This window comes from Nocardia sp. NPDC050630, from assembly GCF_044457245.1.
Lineage (GTDB): Bacteria > Actinomycetota > Actinomycetes > Mycobacteriales > Mycobacteriaceae > Nocardia.
In genome coordinates this window covers 20,274-35,844 of the sequence record NZ_JBITGN010000027.1, presented here as the reverse complement: position 1 = coordinate 35,844, position 15,571 = coordinate 20,274, and the positions used below count along the sequence as shown (strand labels likewise).

The following is a 15,571-nucleotide window of genomic DNA, read 5'->3' as shown; positions in this document are numbered from 1 at the left end:
GTTCGTGCCGCACACCGCGGCGGCAACCGCAGCTGGGCATTCCGGACGAAAAGCACGCGAAGAAACCGCGTCCGAAATGCCACCATCCACTGCACAACCGAGCCAATAGTGCCTGCTCATGGCCATACGAACAAGGTCTGCGCTCACGCTGATTCGTACCCTTGTGCCGGACTTCGCCTGCTTCGCATGATATTTCGGCTAGACCCATTGACCGACCCGTGCTCGGCGTCGGACACACCATCCAGAGCGACCGAGAGACCTGGCTCATCGACGTCGCAGCAACCCCCCGGCCACCGGGTGCGGGTGCTTCCGCCGGGAACGATGGAGGAACCGAAATCATGAGCGCGTCCGTCACATCCGATACTCCGGTATCGGATGTTCCGATACCGGGTGCACGCAGATCCGATGCCACAGCGTCGGGCGCCCCCACCGCCACCCACGCACCGGCGATCGCCAAGTCCTGGCATCCGTGGCGCTGGGTGATCAGCGCCATCGCACTCGTGCTGCTGGCCCAATTCGTCCACGGATTGGCCACCAACCCCGGCTGGGATTGGTCGACATTCGCCAAGTACTTCACCGCGAAATCGGTGCTGTCGGCGCTGAAGGTCACCTTGGAGCTGACCTTTTGGGGTACGGCACTGGGTTTCCTGATCGGTACGGTCTTGGCGATCGCCCGGCTGTCGAATAATCCCGTGCTACGGGTGATCTCGTGGGTCTATATCTGGGCGTTCCGCTCGATTCCGCTGATCGTGCAGCTGTTGTTCTGGTTCAACATCGCCTACCTCTACCACACGATCTCGCTCGGAATCCCGTTCGGTCCTTCGTATTTCACCTTCGAGGTGAACGGGGTGATCAGCGGGTTCACCGCGGCGGTCATCGGACTCGCATTGCATCAGGCGGCGTATGCGGCCGAGATCATCCGGGCCGGATACATTTCGGTCGATCCCGGGCAGCTGGAAGCGGCTGCGGCGCTGGGTATTCCTCGGGTGCGCCAGTTCCGCACGGTCATCGTCCCGCAGGCCATGCGCTCCATCCTGCCGAATGCGACCAATGAGGTGATCAGCCTGTTCAAGGGCACCTCGATCGTGTCCGTCATGGCGATCGCGGAACTCTTCTACCAGGTTCAGGTGATCTACGGTCGCAGCGGCCGGGTGGTGCCACTGCTCATGGTGGCCACCGTCTGGTACATCGTGCTGACCACGATTCTGTCGGTGGTGCAGTTCTATATCGAACGCCACTACGCCAAGGGCGCGCACCGCACGCCGCCGCCGACACCGGTACAGAAGGTGTGGCGCAGACTGCGCGACCTCGCCGAAATCGGTGCCGCCGCACCGCGCGGGGCGACTCGATGAGCGCGCCTGTGGCCCTGGTTCCTGCGGTAGAGGTGCGCGGGGTGCGTAAGTCCTACGGCAGCACCGAGGTACTCGCTGGCATCGACCTGACCGTGCGAGCCGGTGAAGTGGTCACCGTGATCGGCCCCTCCGGATCCGGCAAATCGACGTTGCTGCGGGTGATCAATCACCTGGAATCCCTGGATGCGGGCACTGTGCGCATAGACGGTGAACTGATCGGGTACCGGCTGCGCCGCAACAAATTGCACGCGCTATCGGACCGCGAAGTGCGCAAGCAGCGCTCGCATATCGGTTTCGTCTTTCAGCAGTTCAATCTCTTCCCGCATCTGACGGCGCTCGACAATGTCACGCTCGCACCGATTTCCGCGCAGGGTCGCCCGCGTGCGGAAATCGAGGCCGAGGCACGGGAATTGCTCGCGCGGGTCGGTATCGGCGAACTGAGCGACGCCTATCCCCGGCGGCTGTCCGGCGGACAACAACAGCGCGTGGCCATCGCGCGGGCATTGGCGCTGCGACCGCCGGTGATCCTCTTCGACGAACCGACCTCCGCACTGGATCCAGAACTGGTGGGCGAAGTCCTCGATGTGATCCGCGATCTCGCCGACGGCGGAACCGCCCTGGTGATCGTCACCCATGAAATCGGTTTCGCCCGTGAGGTCGCCGACACCGTCGTATTCCTCGACGGCGGCGTGATCGTCGAACAAGGTCCGCCCGCCGCTGTACTGGACAACCCACAACACCCGCGCACCCGCGCATTTCTGTCCCGAGTCCGTTGAGCGCGGTGCGCGCTCCCGATGAACAGGTATTCGATGAAGCTCTCTGCCCTGGTCGGCCTAGCCGCCACAGTCGCCATGCTGGCCACCGGCTGCGGCACCGATCCGGATGCGGAAAACTCCGCACAGCCCGCCGGTTCGATCACCTTCGATCTCTCCCCCGGCCAGTCCGGCCGGATCCACGCACCCAAGGTCGACACCATTGCCGCCGAACTGCCGCAGGCCATTCGGGATCGCGGCACACTCGTGGTCACCGGATCTGGCGGTGCCGCACCGCCACTGCGGTTCTACGCCACCGACGACAAGACCATCGTCGGGTCCGAGGTGGATTTCGCCTCGCTCATCGCCGATATCCTCGGCCTGAAGCTCGTTGCGCAGGTGGCTGATTGGTCGCAGAACTTCGTGCGGGTCGACTCCGGCGAGGCCGATGTATTCATCTCCAACGTCACCGTGACCGAGGAGCGCAAGGAGAAATACGACTTCGCCACCTACCGCAATGACACCGTCGCGCTGGAAATCCCCAAGCAGAGCACGCTGGCGTACCAGGATCGTAAGAGCCTGGCGGGCAAGCGGATCGGCGTGGGCAGCGGCACCAATCAGGAGCAGCTGCTGGTCAAGTGGAACGAGCAGAATATCGCCGAGGGCCTGCCCCCGATCGATATCGCCTACTTCCAGCAGGTCACCGACTACTACCTGGCGCTGGCCTCGCAGCGCCTCGATGGCTACCTCGGACCGAACCCGTCGGCGATCTATCACAGCACCACCGCGAACCAGACCAAGATCGTCGCGACCTTCTCCGGCGCCGGCGACGTATTGCAGGGCGAGATCGGTGTGCTCACCAAGAAGGACAACGGGCTGATCGGCCCCATCAACAAGGCCATCAACAACGCCATCCAGACCGGCACCTACCAGCAGGTCATCGATCGCTGGGGATTGCGGACCGAGACCGTGCCGAGTTCGCGGATCAATCCGCCCGGCCTACCGAAGAAGTCGTGATCGCATGAAGTTCCTGCTGTTCACCCTCGTCACCCGGGTGCCCGATCCGAATACCGGCCGGCTGCCCGAGACCAGGCAGCGACTGCTCGATGTCATCGGGCAGGCCCGCATCGCCGAAGAACTCGGCTACGACGGATTCGCCGTCGGTGAGCGGCACGAGGATCCGTTCCTCTCCGCCGCGCCGCCGGTGATCCTGTCTCATATCGCTGCGGTCACCTCGCGAATCAGCCTGTTCACGGCCGTCACCACGCTGAGCCTGTTGGATCCGGTACGCGCGTTCGAGGACTATTCGACACTGGACAATCTCTCCGGCGGCCGCCTCGAACTGATCATCGGCAAGGGCAACGGTGCGGCGCAGGCGAAGCTGTACCACGTCACGACCGAGGACCAGTGGGATCGCAATCGCGAGGGCTATGAGCTGTTCCGGGCGCTGTGGGACAGCGACACCGTGACCTGGTCGGGCCGGTTCCGGCCGGAGTTGATCGAGGCCAAGGCGCTGCCGCGGCCCTGGCAACCGCGCATCCGCATCTGGCACGGCAGCGCGACCAGCCGGGATTCGGTGGAACTGGCCGCACGCCACGGTGATCCGCTGTTCTCGGCGAATGTCACCAATCCGATCGAACCGTATGCCGAACTGGTGCGCCACTATCGGGAGCGCTGGGAGCACTACGGGCACGATCCGGCCGAGGCCCTGGTCGGCGCGGGCACCGCGGGATTTCATGTGGCGCGCACGTCACAGGAGGCTCTCGAGGTGTATCGCCCGATCTTCGAGACGCGACTGGCATTGGCCCGCAAGCTCGGCCTGCCGATCGTCTTCGAGACGCTCGGCGATTTCGCCGCGCGCAGTTCGGCGCTGGTGGGCAGCCCGGAGCAGGTGATCGACAAGGTCGGTCGCCAGCACGAGGCCTTCGGGCACGAGGTGATCCACCTGTCCGCCGAACGCGACGGGCGCACCGAATCGCAACATCGCGCCAGCCTCGAACTCTTCCAGGCCGAGGTCGCGCCCGAACTGCGCCGGCGCATTCCGAGCCGACCACTGGCCACCGCCCCCAACAGCCGCGCCACCACGCGTCCCGCCGACTACGACATCGATTCCCGCGGCGAACTCGTCCGCACCGAAACATCTGGAGTACCACAGTGATCCGTCCTCGCCACCGAATCGCGGCCGCGGCCGCCGCCGTCACCGCGGCCGCGAGTCTGGCCGCCTGCGGCACTGATTCGGCCACCGGCGGCGCCGACGCGGGTCCACCACGGCCGGGCGGCATCCTGCGCTACGGTCTCTCGCAGGCGCCGACCTGCTCGGATCCGGCGCAGTCCGGGACGAATCAGACGCTGTATGTGACCCGCCAGGTCGTGGATTCGCTGACCGACCAGGATCCCAAAACCGGTGAGGTCAAGCCGTGGCTGGCCAAGAGCTGGGAGATCTCCCCCGACGCGAAGGTGTTCACCTTCCATCTCGCCGACGGTGTCACCTTCAGCGACGGCACCCCGCTCACCGCGGATTCGGTGCGCAACACCTTCGATTCGGTGATCAAACTGGGCGGAGCAAAGGCACCGCTCGGCACCAGTTACCTCACCAACTACGTCGGCACCACCGCGGTAGACAAGCTCACCGCGCGCGTCGAATTCAGCAAGTCCAATGCCCAATTCCTGCAGGCGTCCTCGACCGCGCAACTCGGCATCCAGGGCGATGCCACCACGGCCGAGCCCGCTGATCAGCGCTGCCTGGGCGACAATGTCGGCAGCGGACCATTCACCTACGCGTCCTGGCGCCAGGATGCCTCGGCCACTCTGGCCAAACGCGCCGGATACCGCTGGGGTTCGGCGGTCTTCAGCCATCAGGGCGAGGCCTATCTGGACAAGATCGAGTTCACGGTCGTGCCCGAATCCGGTGTCCGCACGGGCAGTCTCATCTCCGGCCAGCTCGACGCCGTCAGCGACGCGCTGCCGCAGGACGCTCCGCAGATCGAGGCCGCGAACGGGCGGGTGCTGAGCACCGCGAATCCCGGTGTGCCGTTCGGCTTCCAGACCAATGTCACGCGCGGGCCGCTGCGCGATGCCGCGGTGCGCCAGGCACTGCTGCCCGCGATCGACCGCAAACAGCTGGTGGACACCGTACTCGGCCCGCAATTCAAACCCGCCACCAGCACATTGGCCAGCACTACGCCCGGCTACCAGGACCTTTCGGCCCGGCTGAGCTACGACCCGGCCAAGGCGCGCAGCATTCTGGACCAGGCGGGCTGGACACCCGGTGGTGACGGTATCCGCGCCAAAAATGGTGAGCGCCTGTCCTTCTCGGTGCTGTTCAGTCAGGCGTTCGCGGGCAATCAGGCCATCCTGGAACTGGTGCAGCAGCAGCTACGCCAGGTGGGTGTGGAGCTGAAGCTGGATCTTGTGTCGGGACCGGAGAGCACGGCTCGGCAGAACGTCAAGGATTTCGACACCACCTACTACAACACCACCCGTGCCGACGGTGACATCCTGCGCACCTCTTTCGGTGTCGACGGTCGCAATCTCAATGCCCGCGAACGCATCCCGGCATTGGATGATGTGCTCGACGGTCAGCTGAGCGCATCGGATACCGCCGCGCGCACCGCTCTGATCCGCACCGCACAGCAAGCGGTACTCGATGCGGGGCTGTGGATTCCTACGGTCGAACTGTCACAGGCAATCGGCGCGGGGCAGAACGTACAGGAGCTCGAGTTCGAGGCCTCCGCCCGGCTGCAGTTCTTCGACACGTGGTTGAGCGGGCGGTAGTCGTGACTCGGTATGTGGTTGTGCGGGTACTGCAGGCGATATGGGTGCTGTGGGCGGCCTTCACCATCTCGTTCGTGGTGCTCTACCTGCTTCCCGCCGACCCGGTTTCCATCGCGGCCGACGGTGCGGGTGCGGGCACCCCGATCGACAAGGCCGCGATCGCCGAACTGCAGGCTCGCTACGGACTGGACCGTCCACTCTGGGAACAGTATTGGACCGCGCTGACCCACGCACTGACCGGTGACCTCGGTCACTCCATTGCCACCGGCCAGCCGGTCACCACGGCGCTGGGTGATGCATTGCCCAATACGCTCGGATTGGCCGGTCTGGCACTGCTTTTCGCAGTGATCGGCGGTGTGGGTGTGGCCTTCGCGGCGACCTATGTCCGCCGCCCGTGGTTGCGTGACGCGCTCAGCTCCCTGCCCTCCCTCGGGGTCTCGGTGCCGACCTTCTGGACCGGACTGCTACTGCTGCAACTGTTCTCGTTCCACTGGCGGCTCGCCCCCGCCTTCGGCGGACACGGTTTCGCGGGCACCGTGCTGCCCGCGCTCACCCTTGCCATCCCGATCGGTGCGGTGCTGGCCCAAGTGCTCGCCGCTGGGCTGGCGTCGACTTGGCGTCAACCGTTCGTCGATGTGGCACTGGCCAAGGGCGGCTCGCGCGGATGGGTGCTGTGCAAACATGTGCTGCGTCCGGCCAGCGTGCCGACCTTCACCATTGCCGGGGTGCTGGTGGGCAATATGCTCGCCGGATCGGTGGTGGTGGAAACCGTTTTCGCCCGTCAGGGCGTGGGGCGGCTCACCCAGACCTCGGTACTGGCCCAGGACATTCCGGTCGTGCAGGGCATCGTGCTGCTGACCTCGACGGTCTTCGTCACCGTGAATTTGGCGGTTGACCTGCTGTATCCACTGCTCGACCCGCGGATCGGCGGTCGATCCCGCCGTGCGGCAACCGATTCCGAGAAATCCTCCAACGATATCGCGGAGGAGGTGGTCGTCCGTGCCTGAGCTCGGCGCGGCGCGCGATAACGCCGTACTCACGAGTCCCGGACTCCTCATCAGCGGCTGCGCCTTCGCGGCGAAGCCCGACCTTCGACAGCAGGTGACCGCTCATGGTTGAGGTCGCCGACGAGTCGCGACGGCTCGCATTACCCGGACTGCGCCGACCGGCGCTGCGATGGAAGTCGGTGTGCGGAAATGGCGTACTGATTCTGTCCGGCGCCGTCGCGGTGCTGGCGCTCGGCTGGGCGCTGTTCCCTTCGGTTTTCGCCAGCGGTGATCCGCTGACCGGAGTGCCCACGCAGAAGTTCCAGGGGCCCAGTGCCCAACACTGGTTCGGCACCGACAATCTCGGGCGCGACCTGTACACCCGGATGGTGCACGGCGCGGGACTCTCGCTCACCGCCACCCTGTCCGCCGTCGCCATCGCTTTGATCGCCGGATCGATACTCGGTCTGCTGTCCGGATCGATCGGCGGCTTGGTCGATACCGTCATTATGCGGTTCGTCGACGTGCTGCTGTCGATTCCGTCGCTGCTGCTATCACTCGCGCTGGTCACGGCGCTGGGCTTCGGCACCCGCAATGTGGCCGTAGCGGTGGGAGTTTCGCTGATCGCCAACTTCGCGCGGGTCATGCGCTCGGAGGTGCTTCGCGTTCGGCAGGCACCGTATGTGGAGGCCGCGCACGCTTGCGGGGTCCGCTGGTACACGGTGCTGGCCAGACATGTCCTGCCGAACTCGTATCAGCCGGTACTAGCCCTGGCCGCAGTCGAATTCGGTATGGCAGTGCTATCGGTTTCGGCGCTGAGCTTCCTCGGCTACGGCGCGAAACCTCCCACCCCCGAATGGGGCTCACTGATTTCAGAGGGACGCAATTTCCTCGCCACGGCATGGTGGATGACCACACTGCCCGGCCTGGTGATCATCGTCGTCGTGCTCTCGGCCCAACGCCTCGGCCGCGCCGTAGGAAGGAGTCACAGCGCATGAGTGAGCGCAGCACGTCCGCCGATCCGACGGACGGCACGCCGCGAATCCGCGACGTCACACATGGATCGAATGGGTCCGCAGCGGCACTGTTGCGCATCGAAGGCCTGCACGTGCGCTACGCCTCCGACAGTGGCGATGTCGCCGCACTCAGGGGCGTATCCCTCACGGTCGCACGCGGTGAGGTCGTCGCGCTGGTCGGCGAATCCGGTTCCGGTAAATCGACTCTGGCGCAATCGGTGATCGGATTGCTCGGTGCCAATGCCGAGATCACCAGCGGGACCGTCGCCTTCGACGGGGAGACGGTGGATACCGGATCCGAGCGGGCGCTGCGACGGATTCGCGGTGCACGGATCGGATTCGTACCGCAGGATCCCGGACTTTCGCTGAATCCGGTGCGGCGCGTGGGTGATCAGGTCGCCGAGGCGCTGCTCGTACACGGGCTCGCCGATCGCCGCGACGCGTACGCGCGGGCGATCGAATTGCTCGCCGATGCCGGACTTGACCTGCCGGAGTTGCGGGCGGCGCAATATCCGCACGAACTGTCCGGTGGCCAGCGGCAGCGGGTGCTGATCGCGGCGGCGCTCATCGCCGGACCGGAACTGGTGATCGCCGACGAGCCGACCAGCGCCCTCGACGCCACGGTGGCGCGACGCGTACTCGACAAACTCGCCGCGCAGACGGCGGCGCGCGGCACGGCCGTACTGCTCATCACCCATGATCTGGCGATCGCCGCTGAGCGGGCTGACCGGATCGTGGTGCTGAGCGGCGGGGAGATCGTCGAAACCGGTCCGACCGCGGCGGTGCTCGCCGAACCACGTCATCCGTATACGAAGCGATTGCTCGCCGCCTCGCCGAGTCTGGCCCCGTTCGACGGGTTCCGTACGCCGCGGGTGAACGCCGGTCCGGCGCTGCTCACAGTGCGGGATGTGCACAAGCGCTATCGCGCACCGGCCGGTGGTTCGATCACCGCGGTGGCGGGCGTCGGATTCGAACTCGGTCGCGGCGAAACCCTGTCGCTGGTCGGCGAATCCGGCTCCGGAAAGTCGACCACGGCGCGAATCGCCTTGCGGCTCACCGAACCGGACAGTGGCGCGATTGTGTTCGACGGGCAAGACCTGACCGCGGTGAAAGGTGGGAGGCTGCGCGACCTGCGCCAGCGCTTCCAGGTGGTTTACCAAAACCCCTATGGCTCATTGGATCCGCGCTGGCGGGTCGGCTCGATCATCGAGGAACCGCTGCGGGCCTATGCCGTCGGCGATCGCAAAGCCAGGCAGGAGCGGGTGCGGGAGCTGCTCGACCAGGTCGCGCTGCCGGAGAACTTCGCACAGCGTCGCCCGGCGGAATTGTCCGGCGGACAACGTCAACGCGTCGCCATAGCCCGCGCCCTTGCCCTGCACCCCGACCTGCTCGTACTCGACGAACCGGTCTCGGCACTGGACGCCTCCGTCCAAGCCCAGATCCTGGCACTGCTGGACCGCCTGCAAACCGAACTCGAACTGAGCTATCTGTTCATCTCCCACGACCTCGCCGTGGTCCGCCGCATCAGTGACCGTGTCGCGGTCATGCGCGACGGTCGCATTGTCGAATCCGGCTCCACGGCCGAGATTTTCGACAATCCGCAGCACGAGTACACCCGTGAACTCCTGTCGGCCATTCCCACACCGCACGTCACCGCACCGGGGGCTGCCTGATGACCGGCACCCGATTACGCCATCCCCATCGCAACCGCACACTCGAAGGAGCCAGAGCGTCATGACGACCAGCATCACCAGTCTTTTCGAAACCGAGTGGGCACATTGGCATCAGGCCAGACAAGACCAGTTTCGCGATCCGCTCGGCTTCCTGAGCCTGACCGGACTGCATTGGCTCACCGACCAACCCGAGCGCATTGCCGACATTCCCGGCACCTGGTGGGTCACCGACGACAAGGTGTTCATCACCGCCCGGCCCGCCGACCGCCTGCGATTCGAGGGCAGCGACATCGCGGGTGTCCAGATAGTCACACCGGCCGAAGGTGCGCCGGGACTCGATGTGCTGCACGAGAATCGAGTGCTCGAGGTGATTCGTCGCAGCGGCCTTTACGCCGTGCGCGTGCACGACCCGGCGGCACCCACATTGCTGAGCTTCGAGGGCATCCCGACCTATGCCCCGGACCCACGCTGGGTGGTCGACGGTCGCTTCGAGCCGTTCGACGCGCCACGCACGATCACCACCGGGGCCGTGGTCGACGGTCTCGAACATCACCACATCGCCTCGGGCACCATCGAATTCACCATCGGCGAGGTCACCGAGCGCGTCATCGCCTTCGGCGAGCCGACCAACCTGCGGGTGCTGTTCACGGACGCCACCAGCGGCGTTACCACCTACCCGGCGGCCCGCTCGCTGGCCGTCGAGGCGCCTGAAGCCGATGGCACGGTGCGCCTCGACTTCAACCGGGCGGCCAATCTGCCCTGCGCCTTCACCGATTTCGCCACCTGCCCGCTGGCACCCGCGGAAAACCGGTTGCGGGTGGCCATCGAAGCGGGCGAACAGCATCCGCGCCTAGGACGGTCCGCATGACGATCCCGCTTTCCATCCTCGATCTGGCCCCGATCAGCGCCGGATCCACCGCGCAGCAGGCCCTGCGCAACACCATCGACCTGGCCCAGCACGCCGAGCAGTGGGGTTACCGCCGCTACTGGCTTGCCGAACATCATTTCGTCTCGGTGGCGAGTTCCTCCTCGATCACACTGATCGGCCTGGTTGCCGCGGCCACCACCCGGATCCGCGTTGGCTCGGCGGCGGTTCAGGTCGGCCACCACACCTCGGCATCGATCGTGGAGGCATTCGGCACCATCGACGCGCTCTACCCGGGACGACTCGACCTCGGCCTGGGCCGATCGGGTCATCGCCGCACCCAGTTCGGCGCACAGCCGGCGCATCCCAAGGGTGGTCATCCGGTCGTCGATACCGTCACCGGGCGCACCGAGGTACGCGACGGCGTGGTGGTCCCGCCGCCCTTCGATCCCGGACGAATCACCGATCGGTCCAGGTTCATCGCCTCGCTCGGCGCACTGCAACAGCAGGGCGCGCAGGCGCCGGAATTCCCGGACCAGGTCGACGAGGTGCGCGCCCTGCTCAACGGCACCTACAAGAGCGCCGAAGGCATTGCGCTGCATGCGGTTCCGGGTGAGGGAGCACAGGTCGAGCTGTGGTTGTTCGGCAGCTCGGCCAGCGAAAGCGCTGAATTGGCAGGCGAACTCGGTCTACCCTTCGCTGCCGCCTATCACGTCTCCCCTGGCACCGCCCTGGACGCGGTCGCGGCCTATCGAGCAGCCTTCCGCCCCTCGGCCGATCTCGCCGAACCGTATGTGGTGATCTCCGCGGACGTGGTCGTCGCCCCCGATGACGCGCGTGCCCAACATCTGGCCGCCACCTACGGTCACTGGGTGCACAGCATCCGCAGCGGTGCGGGCGCCGCGGACTACCTCGATCCGGATACCGCCACCGCACTGACCCCGGAGCAGCGCCGATTGGTCGACGACCGGCTCGCCACCCAGTTCGTCGGCAGCCCACACACTGTCGTCGAACGGCTGCAGGCCCTGCAGCGCGTCACCGGCGCGAACGAACTGCTCGTCACCAGCGTCACCCACCGCCACGAGGACCGCCTCGAATCCCACCGTCTGCTCGCCGACGCCTGGGGTCTGCGCCCCGCCCGCGCCGCCTGACCCGACCGCTGCTGGGGTCAGGCGCTGATGGGGGCGGCGGTTACGCCGTAACCGAGGTTGGTGAGGACCTCACCGGTGGCCTTGGCGAAGTTCAGCGTGATGAAGTGCAGGCAGGGCGCGCCCTCAGCGATGAGGCGCTGGCCCATTTCCGTGGCGATTTCGATGCCGACCTCACGAACCGCGGCATTGTTCTCCTCGGGCCCGTCGCCGGCGGCCTTGCGGAGGCGCTCCATCACCGCGGGCGGCAGGGGACGCCCGCACAGTTCCTCGGCGCGGGCCACCGTGCGCAGCGAGGTGATGGGCATCAGCTCGGGGATGATCGGCTTCGCACCCTCGATCGGATCGAAGGCCGCGACGCGATCGCGCAGCCGCAGATAGTGCTCGACGTCGAAGAACATCTGGGTGATCGAATACTCCGCGCCCGCACGCAATTTCGCGGCCAGATACGCGGTGTCGTGCTCGAGATCCGGGGAACGGTGGTGGCCCTGCGGGAACGAGGCGACGCCGACATGGAAGTCGCCGAGGTCGCGCACGATGCGCACCAGCTCTTCGGCGTATGCCACGCCCTCGGGATGTTTGCGCCATTCACCGAGCGGATCACCGGGCGGATCGCCGCGCAGCACGAGAATATTGCGGATGCCCGAATCGGCGTACGCGCCGACCAGTGAGCGCAGTTCGGAGACGCTGTGCTCGACGGCGGTCAGATGCGCGACCGGCAGCAGCGTGGTCTCCTCGGCCAGTTCGCCGGTGATTCGCACAGTGCGGTCGCGAGTGGTACCGCCCGCGCCGTAGGTCATCGAGACGAAGGCCGGATGCATACGTTCGAAAGTGCGTGCGGCCCGCCACAGCCGCGCCTCGCCCGCGGCGTCACGCGGCGGATTGAACTCCACCGAGAAGGGCACCGAACCCCCCGAATGGGTCCGCAGACTCTGCACAACCGAGGGTGTTCCAGAGACGATCGGTGGCGTCGGGGACGGCCGGCCAGGGGTCGAACGTCCCCGCACGTTATCGAAAGTCACCGGTCCAGTGTAGTGGTGGCCCATTACCGGGCCGTCAGGTCGTCGCAACCGTACGCGTATTCTGCGAGCAGGCGACACGCTCGCAATCGCCGGAACGACACGCGCGACGGTCACCGTCCGGCGCCGAAGTACCCATAGTGCCCACGATCCACCGCGCATCAGCACCCGCACGACCTTGGAGGCTCCCCTGTCCGCCGGAACCGGTATCCAGACGCCTCAGCCCACCCCGCCCGCGAATCACACGCCGGCGCCGGGCACCCCCGGATTCGTCGCTGCGGTCGAGGACGCGCTCAAAGCCTTCTTCCAGACCCGCCGCCCCATCGTCGAGCCGCTCGGTCCGGTTTTCATCCAGGCCGCGGACGCGCTCGAACTCTTCGTGCTGCGCGGCGGAAAGCGCACCCGCCCGGCCTTCGCCTGGACCGGCTGGCTCGGCGCGGGTGGCGATCCCACCGGCCCGCACGCCGCCGCGGTCCTGAACGCCTGTGCCGCACTGGAATTGGTGCAGGCCTGCGCGCTGGTGCACGACGACATCATCGACTCCTCGCGCACGCGTCGCCGCTTTCCCACCGTGCACGTCGACTTCGAACAGCGCCACCGCGACCACGGCTGGGCCGGTGACGCCGCACAGTTCGGCACCTCGGTCGCCATCCTTGTCGGCGATCTGGCGCTGGCCTGGGCCGATGACTTGGTGCACGCCGCCGGACTCGACGCCGCCGCCCTCGGCCGCTTCGCGTCGGTCTGGGCACTGATGCGCACCGAGGTGCTCGGCGGGCAGCTGCTCGATATCCACGGTGAGTCCGCGGGTGACGAATCCGTCGCGGCGGCGCTGCGCATCAACCGCTACAAGACCGCGGCCTACACCGTGGAGCGCCCGCTGCACCTGGGCGCGGCACTGGCCGACGCCGATCCGCAGCTGATCGAGGCATACCGGACCTTCGGCACCGATATCGGCATCGCCTTCCAGCTGCGCGACGATCTACTCGGCGTCTTCGGCGATCCCGCGGTCACCGGAAAGCCTTCCGGCGACGACCTGCGCGAGGGCAAGCGCACCGTCCTGGTCGCCGAGGCGCTGCAGCGTGCCGACGCCATCGCTCCGGCCGCGGCCGATCTGCTGCGCACCAGCATCGGCACCGATCTGACCGCGGACCAGGTGGAGCGGTTGCGCGCGGTGATCATCGAACTCGGCGCGGTCGACGAGGTGGAGCGGCGCATCACCGATCTCACCGAACAGGGTCTGGCCGCGCTGGCCTCTAGTGCCGCCACGCCCGATGCCAAGGAGCGGTTGCGCGCCATGGCACTGGCCGCGACGAGTCGCACCCACTAGCCGCGAGAGATGCAGATGAAAACAGTTGCGGGACCGACCGATCGCGTCGTGGTCGTGGGCGCGGGCCTATCCGGCCTCGCCGCCGCCCTGTATCTGACCGGAGCCGGGCGCACAGTCACCCTGCTCGAACGCGCCGATCATCCCGGCGGCCGCGTCGGCCTCTACCGCGGCCCCGACTACGAAATCGACTCCGGCGCAACGGTACTTACCTTGCCGGAGCTGATAACCGACGCCCTCGCCGCCGTGGACGCAACCCCCGAAACCTGCACGCCGCCACTGCGCATCCACCAACTCGCCCCCAGCTACCACGCCCGCTTCGCCGACGACTCCACCATCCGCGTCTACGCCGATCCCGAGGCCATGGCCATCGAGGTGGCCCGCGTCTGCGGCGATGACGAGGCGCTGCGCTACCGACGGCTGCGCAACTGGCTCGCGCAGATCTACCGCGCCGAATTCACCGAGTTCATGGATACGAACTTCGATTCGCCGCTCGATATGGTCCGCTACCCGGCCAAACGTCGCGCATTGGCCACCCTCGTACGACTCGGCGGATTCGGCAGGCTCGGCCCGCGCGTCTCCCGCTTCCTGCGCGATCCTCGTCTGGCCCGACTATTCACCTTCCAAGCGTTGTACGCGGGCATGGCCCCGGCGAAAGCACTGGCCGTATACGGCGCGATTCCGCATATGGACACCTCGCTCGGCGTCTACTTCCCCGAGGGCGGTATGCGCGCAATCACCGCCGCACTCGCGGACGCCTTCACCGCGGCGGGCGGCGTACTCGCGCTGAACACCGAGGTCACCGGGATCGAGTACGCGGGCGGCCGGGCCAAGCAGGTCCGCACCGCAGACGGGCGCGGCTTCGATTGCGACGCCGTTGTCCTCACCGCCGACCTCGGCGCACTCGAGCGCTTCGGCGTGCGCCGCCGCCGTGGACTGCGCGCGGCGCCCTCCGCCGTTGTCGCACACGGCACCATCCCCGTCGCCATCGCTGAGACCTGGCCGATCCAGGCGCACCACACCATTGATTTCGGTGCGGCGTGGAACCGGACCTTCGACGAAATCGCCGCCCGCCCCGGCCGCGGCCGCCTGATGAGCGACCCGTCATTGCTGCTCACCCGACCCGCACTGACCGATCCGTCGCTCTACATCGATCGCCCCGACGGCAGACACGAACCCTTCTCACTGCTGGCCCCCTGCCCCAACCTCGACGCCGCACCGCTGGACTGGACCGAGCTCGGCCCCGCCTACCTGCGTGAACTCCTGAATGTGTTGGAGCAACGGGGATATCACGGAATCGCCGAACACTTCACCGTGGACCACCTCGACACACCAGGCACCTGGCGCGAACAAGGCATGCTCGCGGGCAGCCCCTTCTCTGCGGCCCATCTATTCCGACAAACCGGCCCATTCCGTCCGCGCAATTTTCCCGGCGGCAGCGACAACGTGGTTATCGCCGGTTGCGGCACCACTCCGGGTGTCGGCGTGCCGACCACCCTGCTATCGGGAAAACTGGCGGCAAACCGAATTATCGGCACTGTGCAAGCCACTCGGGATGAATCCCCACGCACCAGCGGGATAGTGTTCCCGGCAAGCCGATAAACTAACGGCCGACCTATTCGCCTGCGGTTACGACCGCCGACCACTCCGGGGGGACCGACA

General features: G+C 66.7%; 13 protein-coding genes and 1 riboswitch. Of the genes, 12 read left to right on the top strand and 1 reads right to left on the bottom strand.

What is annotated here, in order from left to right; all coding sequences use genetic code 11:
- Positions 1–234 precede the first annotated feature (234 nt).
- A riboswitch (SAM riboswitch) is annotated at positions 235–328 on the top strand.
- 10 nt (positions 329–338) lie between these two features.
- The 10 genes from ACIBG0_RS37680 to ACIBG0_RS37635 all read left to right on the top strand — a co-directional run bounded on the left by ACIBG0_RS37680 (position 339) and on the right by ACIBG0_RS37635 (position 11,569).
- The gene (locus ACIBG0_RS37680; protein ID WP_397039669.1) at positions 339–1,352 is read left to right on the top strand and encodes an amino acid ABC transporter permease; all 1,014 of its coding nucleotides are present in this window, start codon (positions 339–341) and stop codon (positions 1,350–1,352) included.
- A complete protein-coding gene (locus ACIBG0_RS37675) occupies positions 1,349–2,128 on the top strand; it encodes an amino acid ABC transporter ATP-binding protein (protein ID WP_397039667.1) in 780 nt (259 codons plus the stop codon). Before ACIBG0_RS37680 ends, ACIBG0_RS37675 begins: the two co-directional genes overlap by 4 nt.
- 18 nt (positions 2,129–2,146) lie before the next feature.
- A complete protein-coding gene (locus tag ACIBG0_RS37670; RefSeq protein ID WP_397039664.1) occupies positions 2,147–3,121 on the top strand; it encodes an ABC transporter substrate-binding protein in 975 nt (324 codons plus the stop codon).
- Between the two features lie 4 nt (positions 3,122–3,125).
- Positions 3,126–4,262, top strand: a complete 1,137-nt coding sequence (locus ACIBG0_RS37665) for an LLM class flavin-dependent oxidoreductase (protein ID WP_397039661.1) — start codon at positions 3,126–3,128, stop codon at positions 4,260–4,262.
- Complete coding sequence (locus ACIBG0_RS37660; protein WP_397039658.1) at positions 4,259–5,878, top strand: ABC transporter substrate-binding protein; 1,620 nt, start codon at positions 4,259–4,261, stop codon at positions 5,876–5,878. Before ACIBG0_RS37665 ends, ACIBG0_RS37660 begins: the two co-directional genes overlap by 4 nt.
- Positions 5,879–5,880: 2 nt before the next feature.
- Positions 5,881–6,885, top strand: coding sequence for an ABC transporter permease (locus tag ACIBG0_RS37655; protein WP_397039655.1), 1,005 nt, complete (start codon positions 5,881–5,883; stop codon positions 6,883–6,885).
- A 104-nt stretch (positions 6,886–6,989) separates the two neighbouring features.
- A complete protein-coding gene (locus ACIBG0_RS37650; RefSeq protein WP_397039652.1) occupies positions 6,990–7,862 on the top strand; it encodes an ABC transporter permease in 873 nt (290 codons plus the stop codon).
- Entirely contained in the window at positions 7,859–9,553 is a 1,695-nt protein-coding gene (locus ACIBG0_RS37645) for a dipeptide ABC transporter ATP-binding protein (protein ID WP_397039650.1), read from the top strand. Before ACIBG0_RS37650 ends, ACIBG0_RS37645 begins: the two co-directional genes overlap by 4 nt.
- A gap of 61 nt (positions 9,554–9,614) precedes the next feature.
- On the top strand, positions 9,615–10,421 hold the full coding sequence (locus tag ACIBG0_RS37640) for a DUF1684 domain-containing protein (RefSeq protein WP_397039647.1): 807 nt from the start codon (positions 9,615–9,617) through the stop codon (positions 10,419–10,421).
- Entirely contained in the window at positions 10,418–11,569 is a 1,152-nt protein-coding gene (locus ACIBG0_RS37635; protein WP_397039644.1) for an LLM class flavin-dependent oxidoreductase, read from the top strand. The genes ACIBG0_RS37640 and ACIBG0_RS37635 overlap by 4 nt, the downstream gene beginning before the upstream one ends.
- 17 nt (positions 11,570–11,586) lie before the next feature.
- Here ACIBG0_RS37635 and ACIBG0_RS37630 read toward each other — a convergent pair whose 3' ends face one another.
- Complete coding sequence (locus ACIBG0_RS37630; protein WP_397039642.1) at positions 11,587–12,588, bottom strand: methylenetetrahydrofolate reductase; 1,002 nt, start codon at positions 12,586–12,588, stop codon at positions 11,587–11,589.
- A gap of 175 nt (positions 12,589–12,763) precedes the next feature.
- On the opposite strand from ACIBG0_RS37630, the gene ACIBG0_RS37625 reads away from it, so the two are divergent.
- Together ACIBG0_RS37625 and crtI are read left to right on the top strand one after the other, a co-directional pair.
- Positions 12,764–13,912, top strand: coding sequence for a polyprenyl synthetase family protein (locus ACIBG0_RS37625; RefSeq protein ID WP_397039640.1), 1,149 nt, complete (start codon positions 12,764–12,766; stop codon positions 13,910–13,912).
- A 15-nt stretch (positions 13,913–13,927) separates the two neighbouring features.
- Positions 13,928–15,511 (top strand): phytoene desaturase family protein, encoded by a 1,584-nt coding sequence (gene crtI / locus ACIBG0_RS37620; RefSeq protein WP_397039637.1) that lies wholly within the window; start codon positions 13,928–13,930, stop codon positions 15,509–15,511.
- Positions 15,512–15,571 lie beyond the last annotated feature (60 nt).

What these genes read in the sequence shown, in the direction of transcription:
- ACIBG0_RS37680 (WP_397039669.1), top strand. Translation starts at nt 339, where the DNA reads ATGAGCGCGTCCGTCACATCCGATACTCCGGTATCGGATGTTCCGATA.
- ACIBG0_RS37675 (WP_397039667.1), top strand. Translation starts at nt 1,349, where the DNA reads ATGAGCGCGCCTGTGGCCCTGGTTCCTGCGGTAGAGGTGCGCGGGGTG.
- ACIBG0_RS37670 (WP_397039664.1), top strand. Translation starts at nt 2,147, where the DNA reads ATGAACAGGTATTCGATGAAGCTCTCTGCCCTGGTCGGCCTAGCCGCC.
- ACIBG0_RS37665 (WP_397039661.1), top strand. Translation starts at nt 3,126, where the DNA reads ATGAAGTTCCTGCTGTTCACCCTCGTCACCCGGGTGCCCGATCCGAAT.
- ACIBG0_RS37650 (WP_397039652.1), top strand. Translation starts at nt 6,990, where the DNA reads ATGGTTGAGGTCGCCGACGAGTCGCGACGGCTCGCATTACCCGGACTG.
- ACIBG0_RS37645 (WP_397039650.1), top strand. Translation starts at nt 7,859, where the DNA reads ATGAGTGAGCGCAGCACGTCCGCCGATCCGACGGACGGCACGCCGCGA.
- ACIBG0_RS37640 (WP_397039647.1), top strand. Translation starts at nt 9,615, where the DNA reads ATGACGACCAGCATCACCAGTCTTTTCGAAACCGAGTGGGCACATTGG.
- ACIBG0_RS37635 (WP_397039644.1), top strand. Translation starts at nt 10,418, where the DNA reads ATGACGATCCCGCTTTCCATCCTCGATCTGGCCCCGATCAGCGCCGGA.
- crtI (WP_397039637.1), top strand. Translation starts at nt 13,928, where the DNA reads ATGAAAACAGTTGCGGGACCGACCGATCGCGTCGTGGTCGTGGGCGCG.